This window comes from Ruegeria sp. AM2, assembly GCF_056540685.1.
The window spans coordinates 404,936-420,584 of sequence record NZ_JBQFXE010000001.1 but is presented as its reverse complement, the minus strand read 5'-3'; the positions used below and the strand labels follow the sequence as shown (position 1 = coordinate 420,584).

Below are 15,649 nucleotides of genomic sequence, written 5' to 3'. Positions count from 1 at the left end.
AAAGGTGAGCGGGTCATCCCGAATCGTGGCCATACTCGGCCCGACCAACACAGGTAAAACTCACTACGCGATTGAGCGGATGCTGGGGTACCGGACCGGTGTGATCGGCCTGCCGCTGCGTCTATTGGCGCGCGAAGTATACGATAAGATTGTCGCCATTCGCGGACCGTCTGTTGTGGCTTTGGTTACGGGCGAAGAGCGGATTGTGCCACCCCGCACGCAATACTGGGTCTGCACGGTCGAGGCGATGCCTGAAGGCATGGGGGCTGATTTCGTTGCCATCGACGAAATCCAGCTGTGTGCTGACCCCGAGCGCGGCCATGTCTTCACCGACCGCCTCCTGCGGGCGCGCGGCACCAATGAGACACTGTTTCTGGGCTCAGATACCATGCGCGGCCCCATCGCGGCCCTGGTCCCAGAGGCACAGTTTGTCCGGCGTGAACGCATGTCTCAGCTCGTTTATGCCGGGTCAAAAAAAATCAGTCGAATACCCGCGCGCAGCGCCATCGTCGGGTTCTCGGTAGACAACGTTTATGCCATCGCCGAGTTACTGCGCCGCCAAAAGGGCGGGGCGGCGGTGGTCATGGGCGCACTTAGCCCCCGCACGCGCAACGCGCAGGTGGAGCTCTATCAGAATGGCGAGGTCGATTTTCTGGTCGCCACCGATGCCATCGGGATGGGGTTGAACCTGGATGTAAACCATGTGGCATTCTCGTCTCTGACCAAATTTGACGGGCGGCGGATGCGTCCGCTTGCCCCTAACGAACTAGCCCAGATCGCGGGCCGGGCCGGGCGTGGTATGTCAGATGGCACCTTCGGGGTGACCGGTGAGGCTCCTCCGCTGGATGACGGTGTGGCCCAAGCCATCATGGACAGCCGATTCACGCCGATGAAAAAGCTGAACTGGCGGAATGCTGCCTTGCGGTTCGGCTCGATTGAGGCGCTGATCGCCTCGCTCGAAGTCAGTCCGGGCAATGAAAACCTACTCAAGGCGCGCCCGGCTGATGACCTCAATGTGCTGAAATCTCTGTCGCAAGTTACCGAAGTGATCGCCCGCGCCAGTGATCCGCAATCGGTCCGTTTGCTGTGGGATGTGTGCCGAATCCCTGATTTCCGGGGCATCAGCCACGCCGAACACGCCAGTTTGCTTGAGGTCATCTATGGTCACCTGCACGAACGCGGGTCCATTCCCGACGACTTCATGGCGCGGCAAATCCGCCATATTGACCGAACGGATGGCGATATTGATGCGCTCTCCAAACGGCTGGCATATATTCGCACCTGGACATATGTTGCGCAACGAAACAGTTGGGTGCGTGACGAATCCCATTGGCGTGAGGAAACGCGCACTGTAGAAGACAGGCTGTCAGACGCTCTGCATGACCGTTTGACCCAACGATTTGTGGACCGGCGCACATCTGTGTTGCTGCGCCGGCTCAAACAGAAGGAGGCCCTTTTGGCCGAAGTAAATGACAAGGGTGAAGTGACCGTCGAAGGCGAATTCGTCGGTCGTCTGGAAGGGTTCCGGTTTATCCCGGACAAAGCCGCGCAGGGGACCGAGGCGAAAGCCTTGAAGTCTGCCTCTCTGCAGGCCCTCGCGCCGCAATTCCATCTGCGTGCCGATCGCTTCTACAATGCGCCCGATACCGAAATTGATTTCACCGATCAGGGCGGCTTGATGTGGGGCGAATATGCGGTCGGCAAATTGGTAGCCGGGGCAGAGCCGCTCAAGCCCATGGTCGAGGTTTTTGTCGATGAGGCAGCAGGCCCTGACGTCGAACAGAAAGTGCAGCGCCGCCTGCAGCATTTCATCGACCGCAAGGTGGCCGCGCTGTTCGAGCCGCTGTTGAACCTGTCGCGCGACGAGGAACTGTCGGGCCTCGCCAAGGGTTTCGCATTCCGCATGGTCGAGGCGCTGGGCGTGCTGCCGCGCGCGCAGGTCGCGCAAGAGGTCAAGGATCTGGATCAGGACGCCCGTGGCGCGCTGCGCAAGCACGGTATCCGATTTGGTCAGTTCACCATCTTCATGCCGTTGCTGCTGAAACCCGCGCCAACACGCCTGCGTCTGGTGCTGTGGGCGCTGTCCGGTGGCTTGCAGGAATTTCCCGAAGCTCCTCCGCCGGGTCTGGTCACTGTGCCTGTCGCCAAGGACGCGCCGCAAGGCTACGACACCATGTGTGGCTACCGCGACGCGGGCGAGCGCTCGATCCGTATCGACATGCTGGAACGTCTGGCTGACATGCTACGTGCCGAGGACAGCCGCAGCGGGTTCGAGGCCAAGCCCGACATGCTTTCGATCACCGGCATGACGCTGGAACAGTTTGCGGACCTGATGCAGGGGCTGGGTTACAAGGCCGAGCGCGGCGAGCGTGAAAAGGTCAAACCTGCACCCGCCGAACAACCTGCGGCAGAAACGACAGAGCAACTTGTCGCCGAAGAAACCCCGACACCGGATGCGCCGGCGGACGAGGTCGCCGCCCCCGCCGAGGCGCCAGCCGAGGCCACCGAAAGCACCGAGGCGGCAGCCGAGGCTCCGGTTGCGGAACAGCCAGCGGAGCCAGCATCGGACGAACCCGAGCTCGAGGTCTTTTATACCTTCACATGGGGTCGCCAGCGCCAGCAAAACCGTGGCCCGCGCCGCGAGCAAGGGCAGGGCAGGGGCAAGCCGCGTGGTAAGCAGCAGGACGGACGCCGACCGCAAGGTAAAAAAGGCGGCAAGCCGCAGGGCGCCAAGTCCTTCTCGGCCCGTCCGCCGAAGAAGGAGAAAGCGATCGATCCCGACAACCCCTTCGCCGCTGCGCTGATGGGTCTAAAGGACGGCAACTAAGCGCCGATGTCCGAGGCCAAGCTACGGATCGACAAATGGTTGTGGCAGGCGCGGTTCTTCAAGACCCGCAGCCTGTCGGCCAAACAGGTCAGCGGCGGCCATGTACGTGTGAATGGGAACCGGGTGCTGAAACCTGCGCAGGTTGTCATTCCCGGCGACGTTCTGACATTCCCGCAAGGTCGGATCGTACGTGTGGTCAGGGTCGAAAAGCTGGGCGAGCGGCGCGGTCCCGCATCCGAGGCGCAAACGCTGTACACGGATATGACCGAAAAACAGGACAAATCGACGAAGAATCCGGCGTTCGAGGGAAAAGGTCGTCCGACTAAGAAAGATCGGCGTGCGCTTGATCTTTCTCGCGGGTCTGACGGCTGATCTTCCCTTGAAGAAGCGGCGATACTGAATTAGCTAGTCGCCCAAAGCGCAGATAGGAATCCGCAATGACCTACGTTGTCACCGAAAACTGTATTGGCTGCAAATACACAGATTGTGTCGAAGTGTGTCCGGTGGATTGTTTCTATGAGGGCGAAAACACGCTGGTCATTCACCCTGACGAATGCATTGACTGCGGTGTGTGTGAACCCGAATGCCCCGCCGACGCCATTCGCCCCGACACCGAGCCGGGCATGGATCAGTGGGTCGAATTTAACCGCAAGTACTCTGAAATGTGGCCGGTTATCATCACCAAGAAAGACCCTCTTCCCGAAGCCGAAGAACGTGATGGCGAAGAAGGGAAGATGGAGAAGTACTTCTCCGAGGCACCTGGCGAAGGCGGTTGAGCGATTCGCGCTGACAGGACGCATATCCAGCACCGATTTCACCCAGCAACGCACTGAAATATATAGTGTTTAGCGTCTGAAGGGCGGGGTGGACTTTTGGGTGTCGCATTTTTGTGATATACTCTGTGACTGAATGATGACTGTGATTGGGATGCGCTCCGTAAGTATGCTCGCTTTGGAGTTCTGATTTATTGACAATACCCTCACCTGACGGAGCCGAAAAATTTCTCCGGTCGGTGTGTTTTGTCGTTTTCTCCCGGTCCATAACCAAGGATGAACCTGAATGTCTAAGTCGAAAAAGCTTGAGTTCCGCCCCGACGATTATGTTGTCTACCCCGCCCATGGCGTGGGCCAGATCATATCGATTGAGGAGCAGGAAGTGGCGGGCTTCGCGCTCGAGCTGTTCGTGATCTCGTTTGAGAAAGACAAAATGACCCTGCGTGTGCCGACCAACAAGGTCACCGAATCCGGGTTGCGGTCGCTCAGCTCGCCTGACGTGATCAGCCAGGCGATGAAGACATTGAGGGGCAAAGCCAAGGTCAAGCGCGCGATGTGGTCCCGCCGTGCGCAGGAATATGAACAGAAAATCAATTCGGGCGATCTGATTTCGATTGCCGAGGTGGTTCGAGACCTGCACCGCACCGATGATCAGCGCGAGCAGAGCTATTCTGAACGTCAGCTTTATGAAGCCGCACTGGAGCGTTTGACCCGCGAAGTGGCTGCAGTGTCTGGCGCGGACGAAATTGCTGCCGCCAAGCAGGTGGATGAGGTTCTGACCTCGCGCGCAGCCTGATTCAAGGTAGAACACTTTCTGGCCGTCCCTGATTGGGGGCGGCCTTTTTTGTACGCGCTTGGTCGGGTGCCAAATTGCCGATAACGTATCTAAAGTACGTTGCAACCGGGTTCCGAATGAAAAAGACGGTCAAAGCGCTATATATCGGCAGGGGGCCGATATCCGTCTGGTTCAGGTATTTTCTGATCCTGTTTGATGCCGTTTCCATTGTATTCTTTGTTGCGACCGCGGATATCCCACATGGTCCAGGTCTGACGGCAGCGAGTTTCGGTGTCGGCTTCATTATCTTGCTAGACTTTCTGGCGCGCCTTTGGATCGCGAAGGACCGATGGAAGCTTCTGCACAAGATCTATACGCTCGCCGATATCGTCGTGATCGTCTCAATCCTTCTCGATCCGTTCCTGACTGGCAATTTGGCGTTTCTCAGGATTTTGCGAGCTTTGCGCCTGATCCATTCCTATCAGTTGCTAAGGGATCTGCGCCGCGATAGTCCGTTTTTCCGAACCCACGAAGACGCTGTGATCGCTGCGATCAATCTGTTGGTTTTTGTCTTCGCAACTTCGACAGCCGTTTTGGTGTTCTTCATCCCGAATACGAGCCAGACGCCCTACATTGACGCGCTTTATTTCACCATGGCAACGCTGACCACAACGGGGTTCGGTGATATCACTCTTCAGTCGCCCGCTGGCAAACTGTTCTCGGTTTTCATCATGGTGGTCGGTGTCGCGTTGTTCGTGCGGTTGGCTCAGGCGATCTTCATGCCTCAGAAAGTCCGCCACAAATGTCCGAGTTGCGGTTTGTACCGGCACGATCCGGATGCTGTGCATTGCAAACACTGCGGCGGGACACTGCGGATTGAAACGGGTGGGGTGTCCTAAAGGCTTGCTACAACAGCAAGCAGAAAGGCGATTTCGCCCACCTGCTGGGTTGCCCCTAGAATATCTCCGGTCTGACCGCTGATCTTTGCTTTTGCGATCCGGGCCACAAAACCGCAAGCCAGTAACGCGCACAGCATAGGACCGATCGCAGACGCGCCCAGCAGAACGAACGTCGGAATCACCGCCAGACCAAAGCCCGTTGCAACGGCCGAAAACGGAGGGATGCCGACGCTTTGGCTTAGCCCGGATTTTCGCGCGTTGGGCAGGGCAAACATAAGGATCGGCATCAATGCCCGAGAAAACAGTGACGCGGCGATGACCCCTGTCAACAGGCGCGCATCAACCAGCGTGAAAATCGCGCTCATCCTGAGGGCTTGGGACAGTATCAGGGCCAGCACGCCGTAGGTGCCGATATGGCTGTCCTTCATGATTTCCAACCGGCGTTCCGTGGTGTGCCCGCCCCAAAGCCCGTCAAACGTGTCGGCCAAGCCGTCCTCATGCATTGCGCCGGTCGCCACGATGAGCGTTGCCACCAAAAGGGTAGCTACAATCAGCGGCGGCATATTGGCCCAAAGAGCGATCCAGGCGACGCCGCAAGCCAGAGCAGAAACCACAAGTCCCACGATCGGGAAGGCCCAAGTCGATTGTGCCTGACGCGAGAACACCGGCTCGGGCAAGTGCGGCAAGGGCAGGCGGGTCAGCAAGACCAGTGCAAGCGGAATATCCCATACGGAAAACGGGCTTGTGTCGTTTTTGTGCACTCCCAGGCCTTTCCGGGTCTTGTTGCTTTGCCAGCATTGGTTAAACACGCAGGACCACTCAGATGCAACGAGGCTTTGAATGCTGCCCGAACTCACCGACCTGAACAGTTTTCGCACGGCTTTGACACATGCGCCGGGCCCGGATCAAGCAGCCTTGCAAGGCGCGGAAGAGCGAAACGGGCAGCTGACCAAACCTCCGGGAGCGTTGGGGCGGCTCGAAGATCTGGCGATCTGGTATGCAGGATGGCGCGGGGATGCACGGCCAAGGATCAATGCCCCTCAGGTCATCGTCTTTGCGGGAAACCACGGTGTGACGGCACAAGGTGTGTCGGCTTTTCCGCCGGAGGTGACCGTTCAGATGGTGATGAACTTTGAACATGGTGGCGCGGCGATCAACCAACTCGCCAAGGCTGCGGGCGCTAAAATGGACGTTCACGCGCTGGACCTGGATCGGCCGACGGCGGACTTCACCCAAACACCAGCGATGACAGAGGCCGAATTGCTTGATGCCCTTCGGACCGGTTGGCAAGCTGTTGATCCTTTGGCCGACCTTTTGGTTGTCGGAGAGATGGGGATCGGGAACACGACCCCTGCCGCAGCCCTGGCCTGCGCGTTGTTTGGCGGCGACGCAGCGGATTGGACCGGGCGGGGTACCGGTGTCGATGATGACGGCCTTGCCAACAAAACGCGGGTTGTGGCCGAGGGTGTGGCCCTTCACGGTCAGACTGATGACGGTTTGGAAATCCTGCGCTGTCTGGGCGGTCGGGAAATCGCGGCGATGGCAGGGGCCATTGCTGCTGCACGTGTTTTGCGTATTCCAGTCATTCTGGATGGGTTTATCTGCACCTCGGCGGCTGCATGTCTGGCGCAGGTTTCTGAAACGGCGCTGGACCACACCGTTGCCGGTCATCAAAGCGCAGAGGGCGCTCATGGTGCCATGCTGTCCAGGCTCGGGAAGGTGCCATTGCTTAGCCTTGGCCTGCGACTAGGCGAAGGCTCGGGCGGGGCACTGGCGATTAATATCCTCAAAAGCGCGGTTGCCTGCCATTCCGGTATGGCGACCTTTGCCGAGGCCGGAGTGTCGGACGGTTAAAGGGGCGCGATCTGGATCAGGCGGATTTCTTGTCGTTTTCCTCCGCCATTTCCAACAGCGCGGTTTCCAGATCTTTTTCAAGCTGTTGCGCCCGTTCGATGTATTTTTTGTTCTCGGCTGTCGGCATTCCGGGTATCCACAGTTCGGCCAGTTCTCGGACCGACATACGGTCGTGGTGATAGAAGGTCTGTTCCGCTTGCGCGGCCTCATATTCGCTGAGTCCAATGTTCTCTAGCACATACCGCCCGGCGCGAAGCGAGCCATCGAACATCTCGCGAACGATATCGTTGGCGCCAGCCTGGTACAGTTCATAGACGTGGTTACGGTCTTTGGCCCGCGCAATGATATGCAAATCCGGCCGTTGTCGACGGGCATAGCTGACCAGCCGTGTCACCTGTTTGTAATCATCCATCGCCGCCACAAGGACGGTGGCTTTATCCAGCCCTGCGGCCCGCAGCAATTCGGGCCTTGTCGGATCGCCCAAAAAGCCTTTGACGCCAAAGCGACGCATCAGCTGGATCGTTTCGATGTCGTGGTCCAGAACCACGGTCTTGAAGCCACTGGCCTGTACCAGACGATTGACGATCTGGCCGAACCGCCCGATCCCGGCAATGATCACTGGGCCCTTTTCGTCGATCTCATCGGGTTCAATCTGTGGGCTGCTTTCGCCAAAGAACCGATTGAGTTGATCATAGATGATGAACAGAAGCGGCGTGATCAGCATGGTCAATGCAATGATCATCAGCAGCTTTTGCGACAGGTCAGGTGGGATGACATTTTGCTGCGTCGAAAAGGCCAGCAGGACAAAGCCGAACTCGCCGGCCTGCGCCAATCCAAGGGTGAACAGCCAGTGATCCCGTTTTTGCAGTTTGAATGCCCGCCCGACAACAAACAAGATGATGCCTTTGACAAGGATCACCAGCAACGCCAACCCGATCAGATCGAACGGATCGTTGAAGAAATATGCAACGTTTATACCCGCGCCCACGGTGATGAAGAACAGGCCCAGAAACAGCCCTTTGAAGGGCTCAAGGTCACTTTCCATCTCGTGTCGGAATTCCGAACTGGCCAGAACAACCCCGGCCAGAAACGCGCCCAGAGCCGGGGACAGCCCGACAAGGGTCATCAGGAAGGAAATGCCTACGACGATCATCAGCGCCAGCGCGGTATACATCTCGCGCAAGCGAGTGGCGTGGATGAACCTGAACAGCGGGCGGGTCAGGTATATCCCGGCAAGAATGACAAAGGCGATGGCTGCGATCGTGACAAGTGTAACGGCCCATCCCGGCAGCCCCTCGACCAGAGACAGCGTATGGTGCGCGTCTGCGCCATGAGCGGCGTCTGCGCCTCGGTCGATTGAGCCATCATTTTGGATGTGTGCCATCGGCGGCAAAGCCAGCAGTGGCAGAAACGCGAGAATCGGGATGACGGCGATATCTTGTGTCAGCAGAACCGAGAACGTTGCGCGCCCTCCATTGGTCTGCATCAGCCCTTTCTCAGACAAGGTCTGCAGAACAATTGCAGTAGAAGACAGCGACAGCGTCAACCCGACTGCCAGCGCCACCGACAGGGGCTGCCCGGTGTAGAATGCAACAGCAGTGATCACTGCGGTCGTCACGCCGACCTGCAACCCACCAAGTCCCAAAAGCTTGTCGCGCATGTCCCACAGGGCGCGGGGTTCCAGCTCCAGCCCAATCAAAAACAGCATCATGACGACGCCAAACTCGGCCACATGCTGCAGGCTTTCTGTTTCAGCCCCGACCAGCCCCAACAAAGGGCCTATGACAAGACCCGCCGCCAGATAGCCCAGCACCGAGCCCAGCCCGAGGCGCGCGGACAAAGGAACGGCGATCACGGCGGCCGCCAGGTAAATCGATGCCTGATACAGGAATTCGTTCATAACGTCCTTTCTAAGCGCCTAGGTCGGCAGCGGGGCGTCGCGTTTCAATTGGTCCATCACGATCTGGCTTTGGACTCGCGCAACTGCAGGATGCGGTAGGATCACCTGGTGAAGCAAGGTGTTGAGGGCGGGCAGGTCGTCGCAATAGACATGGAGCAGGTAATCTGCCTCACCGGTCATCGTCCACGCACTGCTGATCTCGGGCCGAGTGTCGACCATCCGCGCAAAACTGGCGGATTGCTCGGGGCCGTGGGTGCCCAGATGCACCTGAATGAACCCCTGAACCTGTAACCCCAGCTTTAACGGGTCCAGGCGCGCGGTGTAGCCAGTGATATAGCCTTCGGCTTCCAACCTCTGGCGTCTTCGACCGGCTTGGCTGGCCGAAAGGTTCAACATCTCGCCCAACTGATGGGCGGTCAGGTGGGCGTCCTTTTGGAGCGCAGACAGGAGTCTTGTATCCGTCGTATCAAGCATATGCGGGGATTCGTTAATTTTTCCCAAAACAGTACGCAAATCACGCGCGTGTGGTCAGGTTACAGCAAAACAACGCGCAGAAACAGCGCGGATAAAGGCCTATTTTTGAATCAGCAAAAAATTTCCTGTTTAACACGGAGACGCGCCATGGGTCCTTTCCCGCATAACGCCCCCAAATCAGTCATCAGCGACGAAAACCCCGCCGGTACGGACGGTTTTGAGTTCGTGGAATTCGCCCATCCTGAACCGCAGGAACTGCGAGATTTGTTCGCGCGGATGGGGTTTGAATATGTCGGCTATCACCGCGATACGCCTTCGGTTGAGCTTTGGCAGCAGGGCGATGTGACTTACATCCTCAACGCTGATCCCGACAGCTTTGCGGCCAAGTTTGTTGCCGAGCATGGGCCGTGCGCCCCGTCCATGGGCTGGCGTGTTGTCGATGCGCAGAAAGCTTACGAACACGCGATTGCCAAGGGTGCAGAGCCCTATGACGCCGCAGACAAAACGATGAACGTACCCGCCATCAAGGGGATTGGCGGTTCGCTGATCTATTTCATCGACCAGTACTACGATACCTCGCCCTACAACGAAGAATTCGAATGGTTCAAGCAATCCAAACCCCGGGGCGATGGGTTCTTCTACCTCGATCACCTGACCCACAACGTATTCAAGGGCAACATGGACAAGTGGTTCAGGTTCTATGGCGATCTTTTCAACTTTCGCGAAATCCGGTTTTTCGACATTCAGGGCAAGTTTACTGGTCTTTTCAGCCGCGCTCTGACCTCGCCTTGTGGCCGCATTCGTATTCCAATCAACGAAGATCGGGGTGAGACCGGTCAGATCGTGTCCTACCTGAAGAAATACAATGGTGAGGGGATCCAGCACATTGCTGTGGGCAGCGACGACATCTACAGCTCGACCGATGCGATTGCCGAAAAAGGCCTGAAATTCATGCCCGGTCCGAACGAAACCTACTATGACATGTCCTATGATCGCGTTTCGGGGCATGACGAGCCAAAGCACCAGATGATGAAACACGGCATCCTGATCGACGGCGAAGGTGTCGTGGACGGTGGTGAGACAAAGATCTTGCTGCAGATCTTCTCAAAAACCGTGATCGGGCCGATCTTTTTTGAATTCATTCAGCGCAAGGGCGACGATGGGTTTGGCGAGGGCAATTTCCAGGCGCTGTTCGAATCCATCGAGCGCGAGCAGATCGAGTCCGGCGAGATTTCCGCTGCCTAAGAAATCCGCTGTACCAAATGCCGGGTTCTGCGGGACCCGGCATCAGCCTCGGGGCATTTTCAGCGTCACGTTACGCCCGCCTTTTTGATAGCGCAGCTCGCTGTCACCGATGGCGATGACGTTGCCCCCGTCAATCCGATCTCCGATTTTCAGCTTTTTGTACCGCCCGCTGGGAAGGCGCACCAAAGCCCTGCGATTGGCCGGAGTGCCATAAACACCAATCAGGTTCAATTTTCGCAAGTTGATGGCATTGTCGATGGTCGCCTGTCTGGCAACGGACGCGGTTGTCGGTATTTTCGGCTTTACTGCTCGTGGCGGGGCCGAGCCAGCCTCGTCACTTTTCGCAGCGACATCGGCTGTGGACCCCAGCGGCGCGCTGGCGTTCTTGGGTTTTTGCGCCGCCAAAGCGGCGATATTTGGAGAGCGGGGCTTAGGGCGCGGGACACGCACAACCGCAAGCGCGGTGGGCGTGTGGTCAACTTTGGGCGGTACTTTCAGGTCATCCGGTCGGGACTTCGGACGAACAACCGCCAATTCTTCGCGCGAGCGGCCACCCAACTGCCCACGTTCGAATTGTTCCACCAGGTTGTCTGGCCGCGGTCTTGGACGATAGCCCGCCAAAGCATTGTCAGCTTCCGGCTCGGTTGGATCTGCTTCAAACCGAACCGGTGGTTCGGGCGGTACCGAGGACGGACGGCCCAGAAACACAAGTATCCCGTCGAGGTTGAGCGTCCCTTCGACGCTTGGTGTCACCAATCCGCGCTCGTCGAATTCGAACGATTGACCGTTCTCGGAAGGCAAAGCGGTATGAACAAAAGGTTCATCCGTGTTCAGGTTGGTGATTGAGGGCAGTGCAACTGCGTCCAACGATAGATCCGAGCGATCTATTGAACTCAGGTAGATGTCCCCGAGCGATTGTGCTTCTGGCTGTATCATGCCTGTCGGCTCGATTGGGGCCGACCCGCTGAATTCGTGGAACGCGGTCTGAGTGTCCGAATCGGGCGTGATGTCCTCGACGGGCGTGGGCGGAACATTCAGGGCTTCAAGGATTGCGCCGTCCGTTAGAGCCTCGAGGATCGCTGCATCTGTTGCCGAGAGAGGCGGTGAACCCTCGATCTGGGGCATTTCAGGTTTGGTTGGCTGGTTGACCAGATCGGCCTCTGACGTCGGTGTGGGGGCCGCTGTCGTTGGCGCGGGCGTTTCGGGTTGCTCAGGGGCAGACGCCACAGCAACCCCAGGCCGAGTGTCCAATTCGACGCTGCGAGGTTCGGTAATTTCTTGTGGCTCTGCGACAACTTCTGGCTCGGGCTTTCTGAGGGACAAAGCACCAACTGCCACGCCAATCAGGACGGATGCGACGACGCCGCCAGCAACAAGCCATTTCTGATCCGGCAAAACGAATTGCAGCAGCGGCTTCGTTTTGGCTGGAAGATGCGTCGCACGCTCAGATTCCGCATCCAAACGAGGGTCCGGAGTGGTCTGCGGCACCCTCGACGATTCCGAGTCTGGTTCGACCGCGGCAGGCAGCACAAACTTAGGGTCTTGCAACGCGTCCATCTCGGACGTGCTCAAGCAGAACCGTTCTGGGATAAACCCGTGATTGCGCGCAAACTCCTGCGCTTCGGACAGCGTTGACGTCGCGACCGCAGCCACCTGTGTGACCTGATCCTCGGTGATGGTGGTGTAGGCCAAATCCTCAAGCGCGTAGGGTGTGGCATTCGCCAATGCGCCCTGGATCGCCTGTCCGCTCGCTTCGGGATCTGCACCCTCGGTTTCGATGGACAAATGGCGCACCTGGTCCGCCGGGATTATCAGGCGGCAACTCAGATCGTGCTCAAGCGCGAAGCCCTGATCGCGCAACGCCTGCATTTTGCCTGCAAAATCGGGCTCGTCCAACGGAACTGTCCCGATGCAATACCAGTCGTCATCGGACCAGTGGTGCAGGGATATTCCATTTTCAGAAAATGACAGCGCAAAGGCGGGTTTCATAATCCGGATGAACCATATTTGTCAGCGTCAATGCAAACGGTCTTGTGCCTGCCCGAAGAGATTAGAGCAGGAAGTCGCCGAGGGAAAGAAAAAGGCACGTTCCCCCTTGTCCCGATATCGTGTGAACGCCCATCTAAGGGATAAGGCAACAGGAGGGATCACCTTGAAGACACTTGCTTTTCTAACTGCCATGGCGCTGGCGGCTGTCACTTTGCCCGCCCATGCGGAGGATCGTCGCATCTCTGTCAGCGGAACAGGAATTGCGCTGGCCGTGCCGGATATGGCGACCATCACGTTAGGCGTGACGAACCAGGACACCCAAGCATCCGTTGCAATGCAGGCCACAACGGACGCAGTGACACAGATTCTTGCGCGGTTGGACGAGATGGGGCTTGAGGCTCGCGATGTTCAGACAAGGGACCTGACGCTGACCCCAGTGTGGACCGGACGAAACGCCCAGAACGGCGAAGCGCCGCAGATTGCCGGCTTTACCGCCTCGAACCGGGTGTTTGTGCGGGTTCGTGAGTTGGATCAGCTGGGCAAGATTATGGATGCCGTCATTCAGGACGGGGCAAATGACTTTGGCGGACTGAGCTTTGAGGTGCAGGACCCCAAACCGCTGGAGGCCGATGCGCGCGCTAAAGCAGTGGCAGACGCAACTGCAAAGGCGAAGCAACTTGCTGAGGCTTCCGGAATAACACTCGGTCAGATCATTTCGATCAGCGATCATGGCGGTGGCGTGCGGCCTTTGGCAAAGATGCGCGAGATGAGCATGGCCGATGCAGGCGGGCTGCCGGTTGCGGCTGGTGAAATCTCGGTGTCCGTCAATGTCTCGATGGTGTTCGAGATATCGGAATAGCCTAGCGTTCTGCGCTGGCCATCAACGGCTGAAGTTGCTGGCCCGACGCATCGAAGTTGCCGGGCGACAGCCACGCCTCATACGCGTTTCGAATGCGGGGCCACTCACTGTCGATGATCGAATACCAGGCCGTATCCCGGTTGCGGCCTTTGTAATGCGTGGCTTGTCGGAAGATGCCTTCAAAAGTGAAGCCCAGCCGCTCTGCAGCGCGCCGCGAAGGCGCGTTCAAAGCATCGCATTTCCATTCGTACCGGCGATAGCCCAACTCATCGAATACGCGTCGCATCATCAGAAACATTGTTTCGGTCGATTTCGGCGTCCGCTGTAGCAGCGGGGAAAAGTGGATATGTCCAACCTCGATGGCCCCAGCAGCCGCATCAATGCGCAGATACGAAGCCATGCCGATCGGCGTATCATCAGCGTCCAGAACGGTGTGAAACATCGGGTCGGCGTCCATGCAACTGGATTGCGCCCAATCAAAGAATTCCTGCTCTCGTTCAAAGGGCCCATAAGGCAGGTAGGTCCAATTGCGCCCATCTGTGTCCTTGGCAAACGCCCGGAACAGGCCGGGCGCATGTCGGTTTACATCCAGCGGCACGACGGAACAGAACCGGCCTTGCATTGGCGTGTAAGGCGGCGTGGGGCGCGGAAACGCACCCGACACCGGCAAACCGATGCGTTGGCCCAGTTCGTTCTTATCGTGCCCGGGCATTGGCTTATGCGCTTGCCTTGGACAAAGCCTGGTCCAAATCGGCAATCAGATCGTCTGCATCCTCGATCCCGATAGATACACGAACGACACTTGGACCTGCACCGGCAGCTTCTTGCTGTTCGGGCGTAAGTTGCCTGTGCGTGGTCGAGGCCGAGTGGATGATCAGCGACCGCGCATCGCCAAGATTGGCAACGTGGCTGAAAATCTCAAGCGCGTTCGCCAACTTGATGCAGGCGTCATAGCCACCCTTGACGGCAAAGGTGAACAACGCGCCAGCGCCCTTCTTGTACTGCTTTTTGACCCGGTCGTGATAGGGTGAAGAGGGCAGGCCAGCATAGGTCACATAGTCCACCCGGTCGTCCGCCTCGAGCCAGGCCGCTACCTTTTGTGCGTTCTCCACGTGACGTTCCATCCGCAGCGAAAGCGTTTCGATTCCCATCAGCGTGTAGTGCGCTGCCTGCGGGTTCATGGTCATGCCCAGGTCGCGCAGACCGATGGCGATGCCATGGAAGGTGAACGCCAGCGGGCCGAAGGTCTCATGGAATTTCAAGCCGTGATAGGCTGGTTCCGGTTCACTGAGCGAGGGGAATTTGTCATTCGCCGACCAGTCGAACTTGCCCGAATCCACAATGCAACCGCCGGTGACAGTGCCGTTGCCGGTCAGGTATTTAGTGGTCGAATGGACCACCAGCGTCGCGCCCTGTTCGATGGGACGGCAAAGGTAGGGCGTGGCCGAGGTGTTATCGACGATCAGCGGAATACCGGCCGCGTCGGCCACATCTGCCAGAGCACGGATATCGGTGACATAACCGCCGGGATTGGCGATGGACTCGCAGAACACCGCACGGGTGTTATCGTCGATCGCGGCCTTCACAGCGTCCAGATCGTCTGTGTCCACAAACGTGGCCGACCAGCCAAAGCGTTTGATCGTCTGGCTGAATTGCGTGACCGTGCCGCCATACAGACGGGTCGAGGCCACCACGTTGCATCCCGGTCCCATCAGCGGGAACAGCGCCATGATCTGCGCCGCGTGGCCGGACGAACAGCACACCGCACCGACGCCACCTTCCAAAGTCGCAACACGTTCCTGCAAAACGGCGACCGTGGGGTTGGTCAGGCGGGAATAGATGAACCCGACCTCTTGCAGGTTGAATAGCGCCGCAGCGTGATCGGCGTCGCGAAACACGTAGGCCGTCGTTTGATAAATGGGTGTCTGGCGGGCTCCTGTAGCGGGGTCGGGGCGCGCTCCGGCGTGGATTTGCAGCGTATCGAAGCCGTAGGTGGGACCGTCTGACATCTAAGAAATCTCCTGTTGGAATTGGTTTTGCGGAATGTCTAGGGC

Annotated in this window: 14 protein-coding genes; 8 read left to right on the top strand and 6 right to left on the bottom strand. The window is 58.2% G+C overall.

Features of this window, described 5'->3' with window-relative positions; translation table 11 throughout:
- Nucleotides 1-4: 4 nt before the first annotated feature.
- From ACR0CR_RS02085 to ACR0CR_RS02065, 5 genes are all read left to right on the top strand, one after another.
- Nucleotides 5-2,827 carry a helicase-related protein gene (locus tag ACR0CR_RS02085; RefSeq protein ID WP_480596294.1) on the top strand — a complete coding sequence of 941 codons (2,823 nt, stop codon included), beginning with the start codon at nt 5-7 and terminating at the stop codon, nt 2,825-2,827.
- Between the two features lie 6 nt (nt 2,828-2,833).
- Nucleotides 2,834-3,199, top strand: coding sequence for an RNA-binding S4 domain-containing protein (locus ACR0CR_RS02080; protein WP_480596292.1), 366 nt, complete (start codon nt 2,834-2,836; stop codon nt 3,197-3,199).
- 65 nt (nt 3,200-3,264) lie between these two features.
- Nucleotides 3,265-3,603 (top strand): ferredoxin FdxA, encoded by a 339-nt coding sequence (gene fdxA, locus ACR0CR_RS02075; protein ID WP_170352843.1) that lies wholly within the window; start codon nt 3,265-3,267, stop codon nt 3,601-3,603.
- 283 nt (nt 3,604-3,886) lie between these two features.
- On the top strand, nt 3,887-4,396 hold the full coding sequence (locus ACR0CR_RS02070; protein WP_480596289.1) for a CarD family transcriptional regulator: 510 nt from the start codon (nt 3,887-3,889) through the stop codon (nt 4,394-4,396).
- Between the two features lie 116 nt (nt 4,397-4,512).
- Nucleotides 4,513-5,274, top strand: coding sequence for an ion channel (locus tag ACR0CR_RS02065; RefSeq protein WP_480596286.1), 762 nt, complete (start codon nt 4,513-4,515; stop codon nt 5,272-5,274).
- Here ACR0CR_RS02065 and cobS read toward each other — a convergent pair.
- Nucleotides 5,271-6,035, bottom strand: coding sequence for an adenosylcobinamide-GDP ribazoletransferase (cobS, locus tag ACR0CR_RS02060; protein WP_480596284.1), 765 nt, complete (start codon nt 6,033-6,035; stop codon nt 5,271-5,273). The genes ACR0CR_RS02065 and cobS overlap by 4 nt on opposite strands.
- A gap of 79 nt (nt 6,036-6,114) precedes the next feature.
- Between cobS and cobT the strand changes: the two genes are divergently transcribed.
- Entirely contained in the window at nt 6,115-7,128 is a 1,014-nt protein-coding gene (gene cobT, locus ACR0CR_RS02055; protein ID WP_480596281.1) for a nicotinate-nucleotide--dimethylbenzimidazole phosphoribosyltransferase, read from the top strand.
- 16 nt (nt 7,129-7,144) lie between these two features.
- Here the strand turns inward: cobT and ACR0CR_RS02050 are convergent, their stop codons facing one another.
- Together ACR0CR_RS02050 and ACR0CR_RS02045 are read right to left on the bottom strand one after the other, a co-directional pair.
- Nucleotides 7,145-9,028: a cation:proton antiporter domain-containing protein gene (locus tag ACR0CR_RS02050; RefSeq protein WP_480596278.1), complete on the bottom strand. Its 1,884-nt coding sequence runs from the start codon at nt 9,026-9,028 to the stop codon at nt 7,145-7,147.
- An 18-nt stretch (nt 9,029-9,046) separates the two neighbouring features.
- Nucleotides 9,047-9,502 (bottom strand): Lrp/AsnC family transcriptional regulator, encoded by a 456-nt coding sequence (locus ACR0CR_RS02045; protein WP_170652773.1) that lies wholly within the window; start codon nt 9,500-9,502, stop codon nt 9,047-9,049.
- A gap of 147 nt (nt 9,503-9,649) precedes the next feature.
- On the opposite strand from ACR0CR_RS02045, the gene hppD reads away from it, so the two are divergent.
- Nucleotides 9,650-10,747 carry a 4-hydroxyphenylpyruvate dioxygenase gene (hppD, locus tag ACR0CR_RS02040; protein ID WP_480596276.1) on the top strand — a complete coding sequence of 366 codons (1,098 nt, stop codon included), beginning with the start codon at nt 9,650-9,652 and terminating at the stop codon, nt 10,745-10,747.
- Between the two features lie 42 nt (nt 10,748-10,789).
- On the opposite strand, the gene ACR0CR_RS02035 is transcribed toward hppD, so the two are convergent.
- Nucleotides 10,790-12,736 carry a hypothetical protein gene (locus tag ACR0CR_RS02035; RefSeq protein WP_480596274.1) on the bottom strand — a complete coding sequence of 649 codons (1,947 nt, stop codon included), beginning with the start codon at nt 12,734-12,736 and terminating at the stop codon, nt 10,790-10,792.
- A 163-nt stretch (nt 12,737-12,899) separates the two neighbouring features.
- Between ACR0CR_RS02035 and ACR0CR_RS02030 the strand changes: the two genes are divergently transcribed.
- Nucleotides 12,900-13,595 (top strand): SIMPL domain-containing protein, encoded by a 696-nt coding sequence (locus ACR0CR_RS02030; protein ID WP_480596272.1) that lies wholly within the window; start codon nt 12,900-12,902, stop codon nt 13,593-13,595.
- Nucleotide 13,596: 1 nt separating this feature from the next.
- Here the strand turns inward: ACR0CR_RS02030 and ACR0CR_RS02025 are convergent, their stop codons facing one another.
- Nucleotides 13,597-14,307, bottom strand: a complete 711-nt coding sequence (locus ACR0CR_RS02025) for a GNAT family N-acetyltransferase (RefSeq protein ID WP_480596269.1) — start codon at nt 14,305-14,307, stop codon at nt 13,597-13,599.
- Between the two features lie 4 nt (nt 14,308-14,311).
- Nucleotides 14,312-15,604, bottom strand: a complete 1,293-nt coding sequence (locus tag ACR0CR_RS02020) for an O-acetylhomoserine aminocarboxypropyltransferase/cysteine synthase family protein (RefSeq protein ID WP_480596267.1) — start codon at nt 15,602-15,604, stop codon at nt 14,312-14,314.
- Between the last annotated feature and the right edge of the window lie 45 nt (nt 15,605-15,649).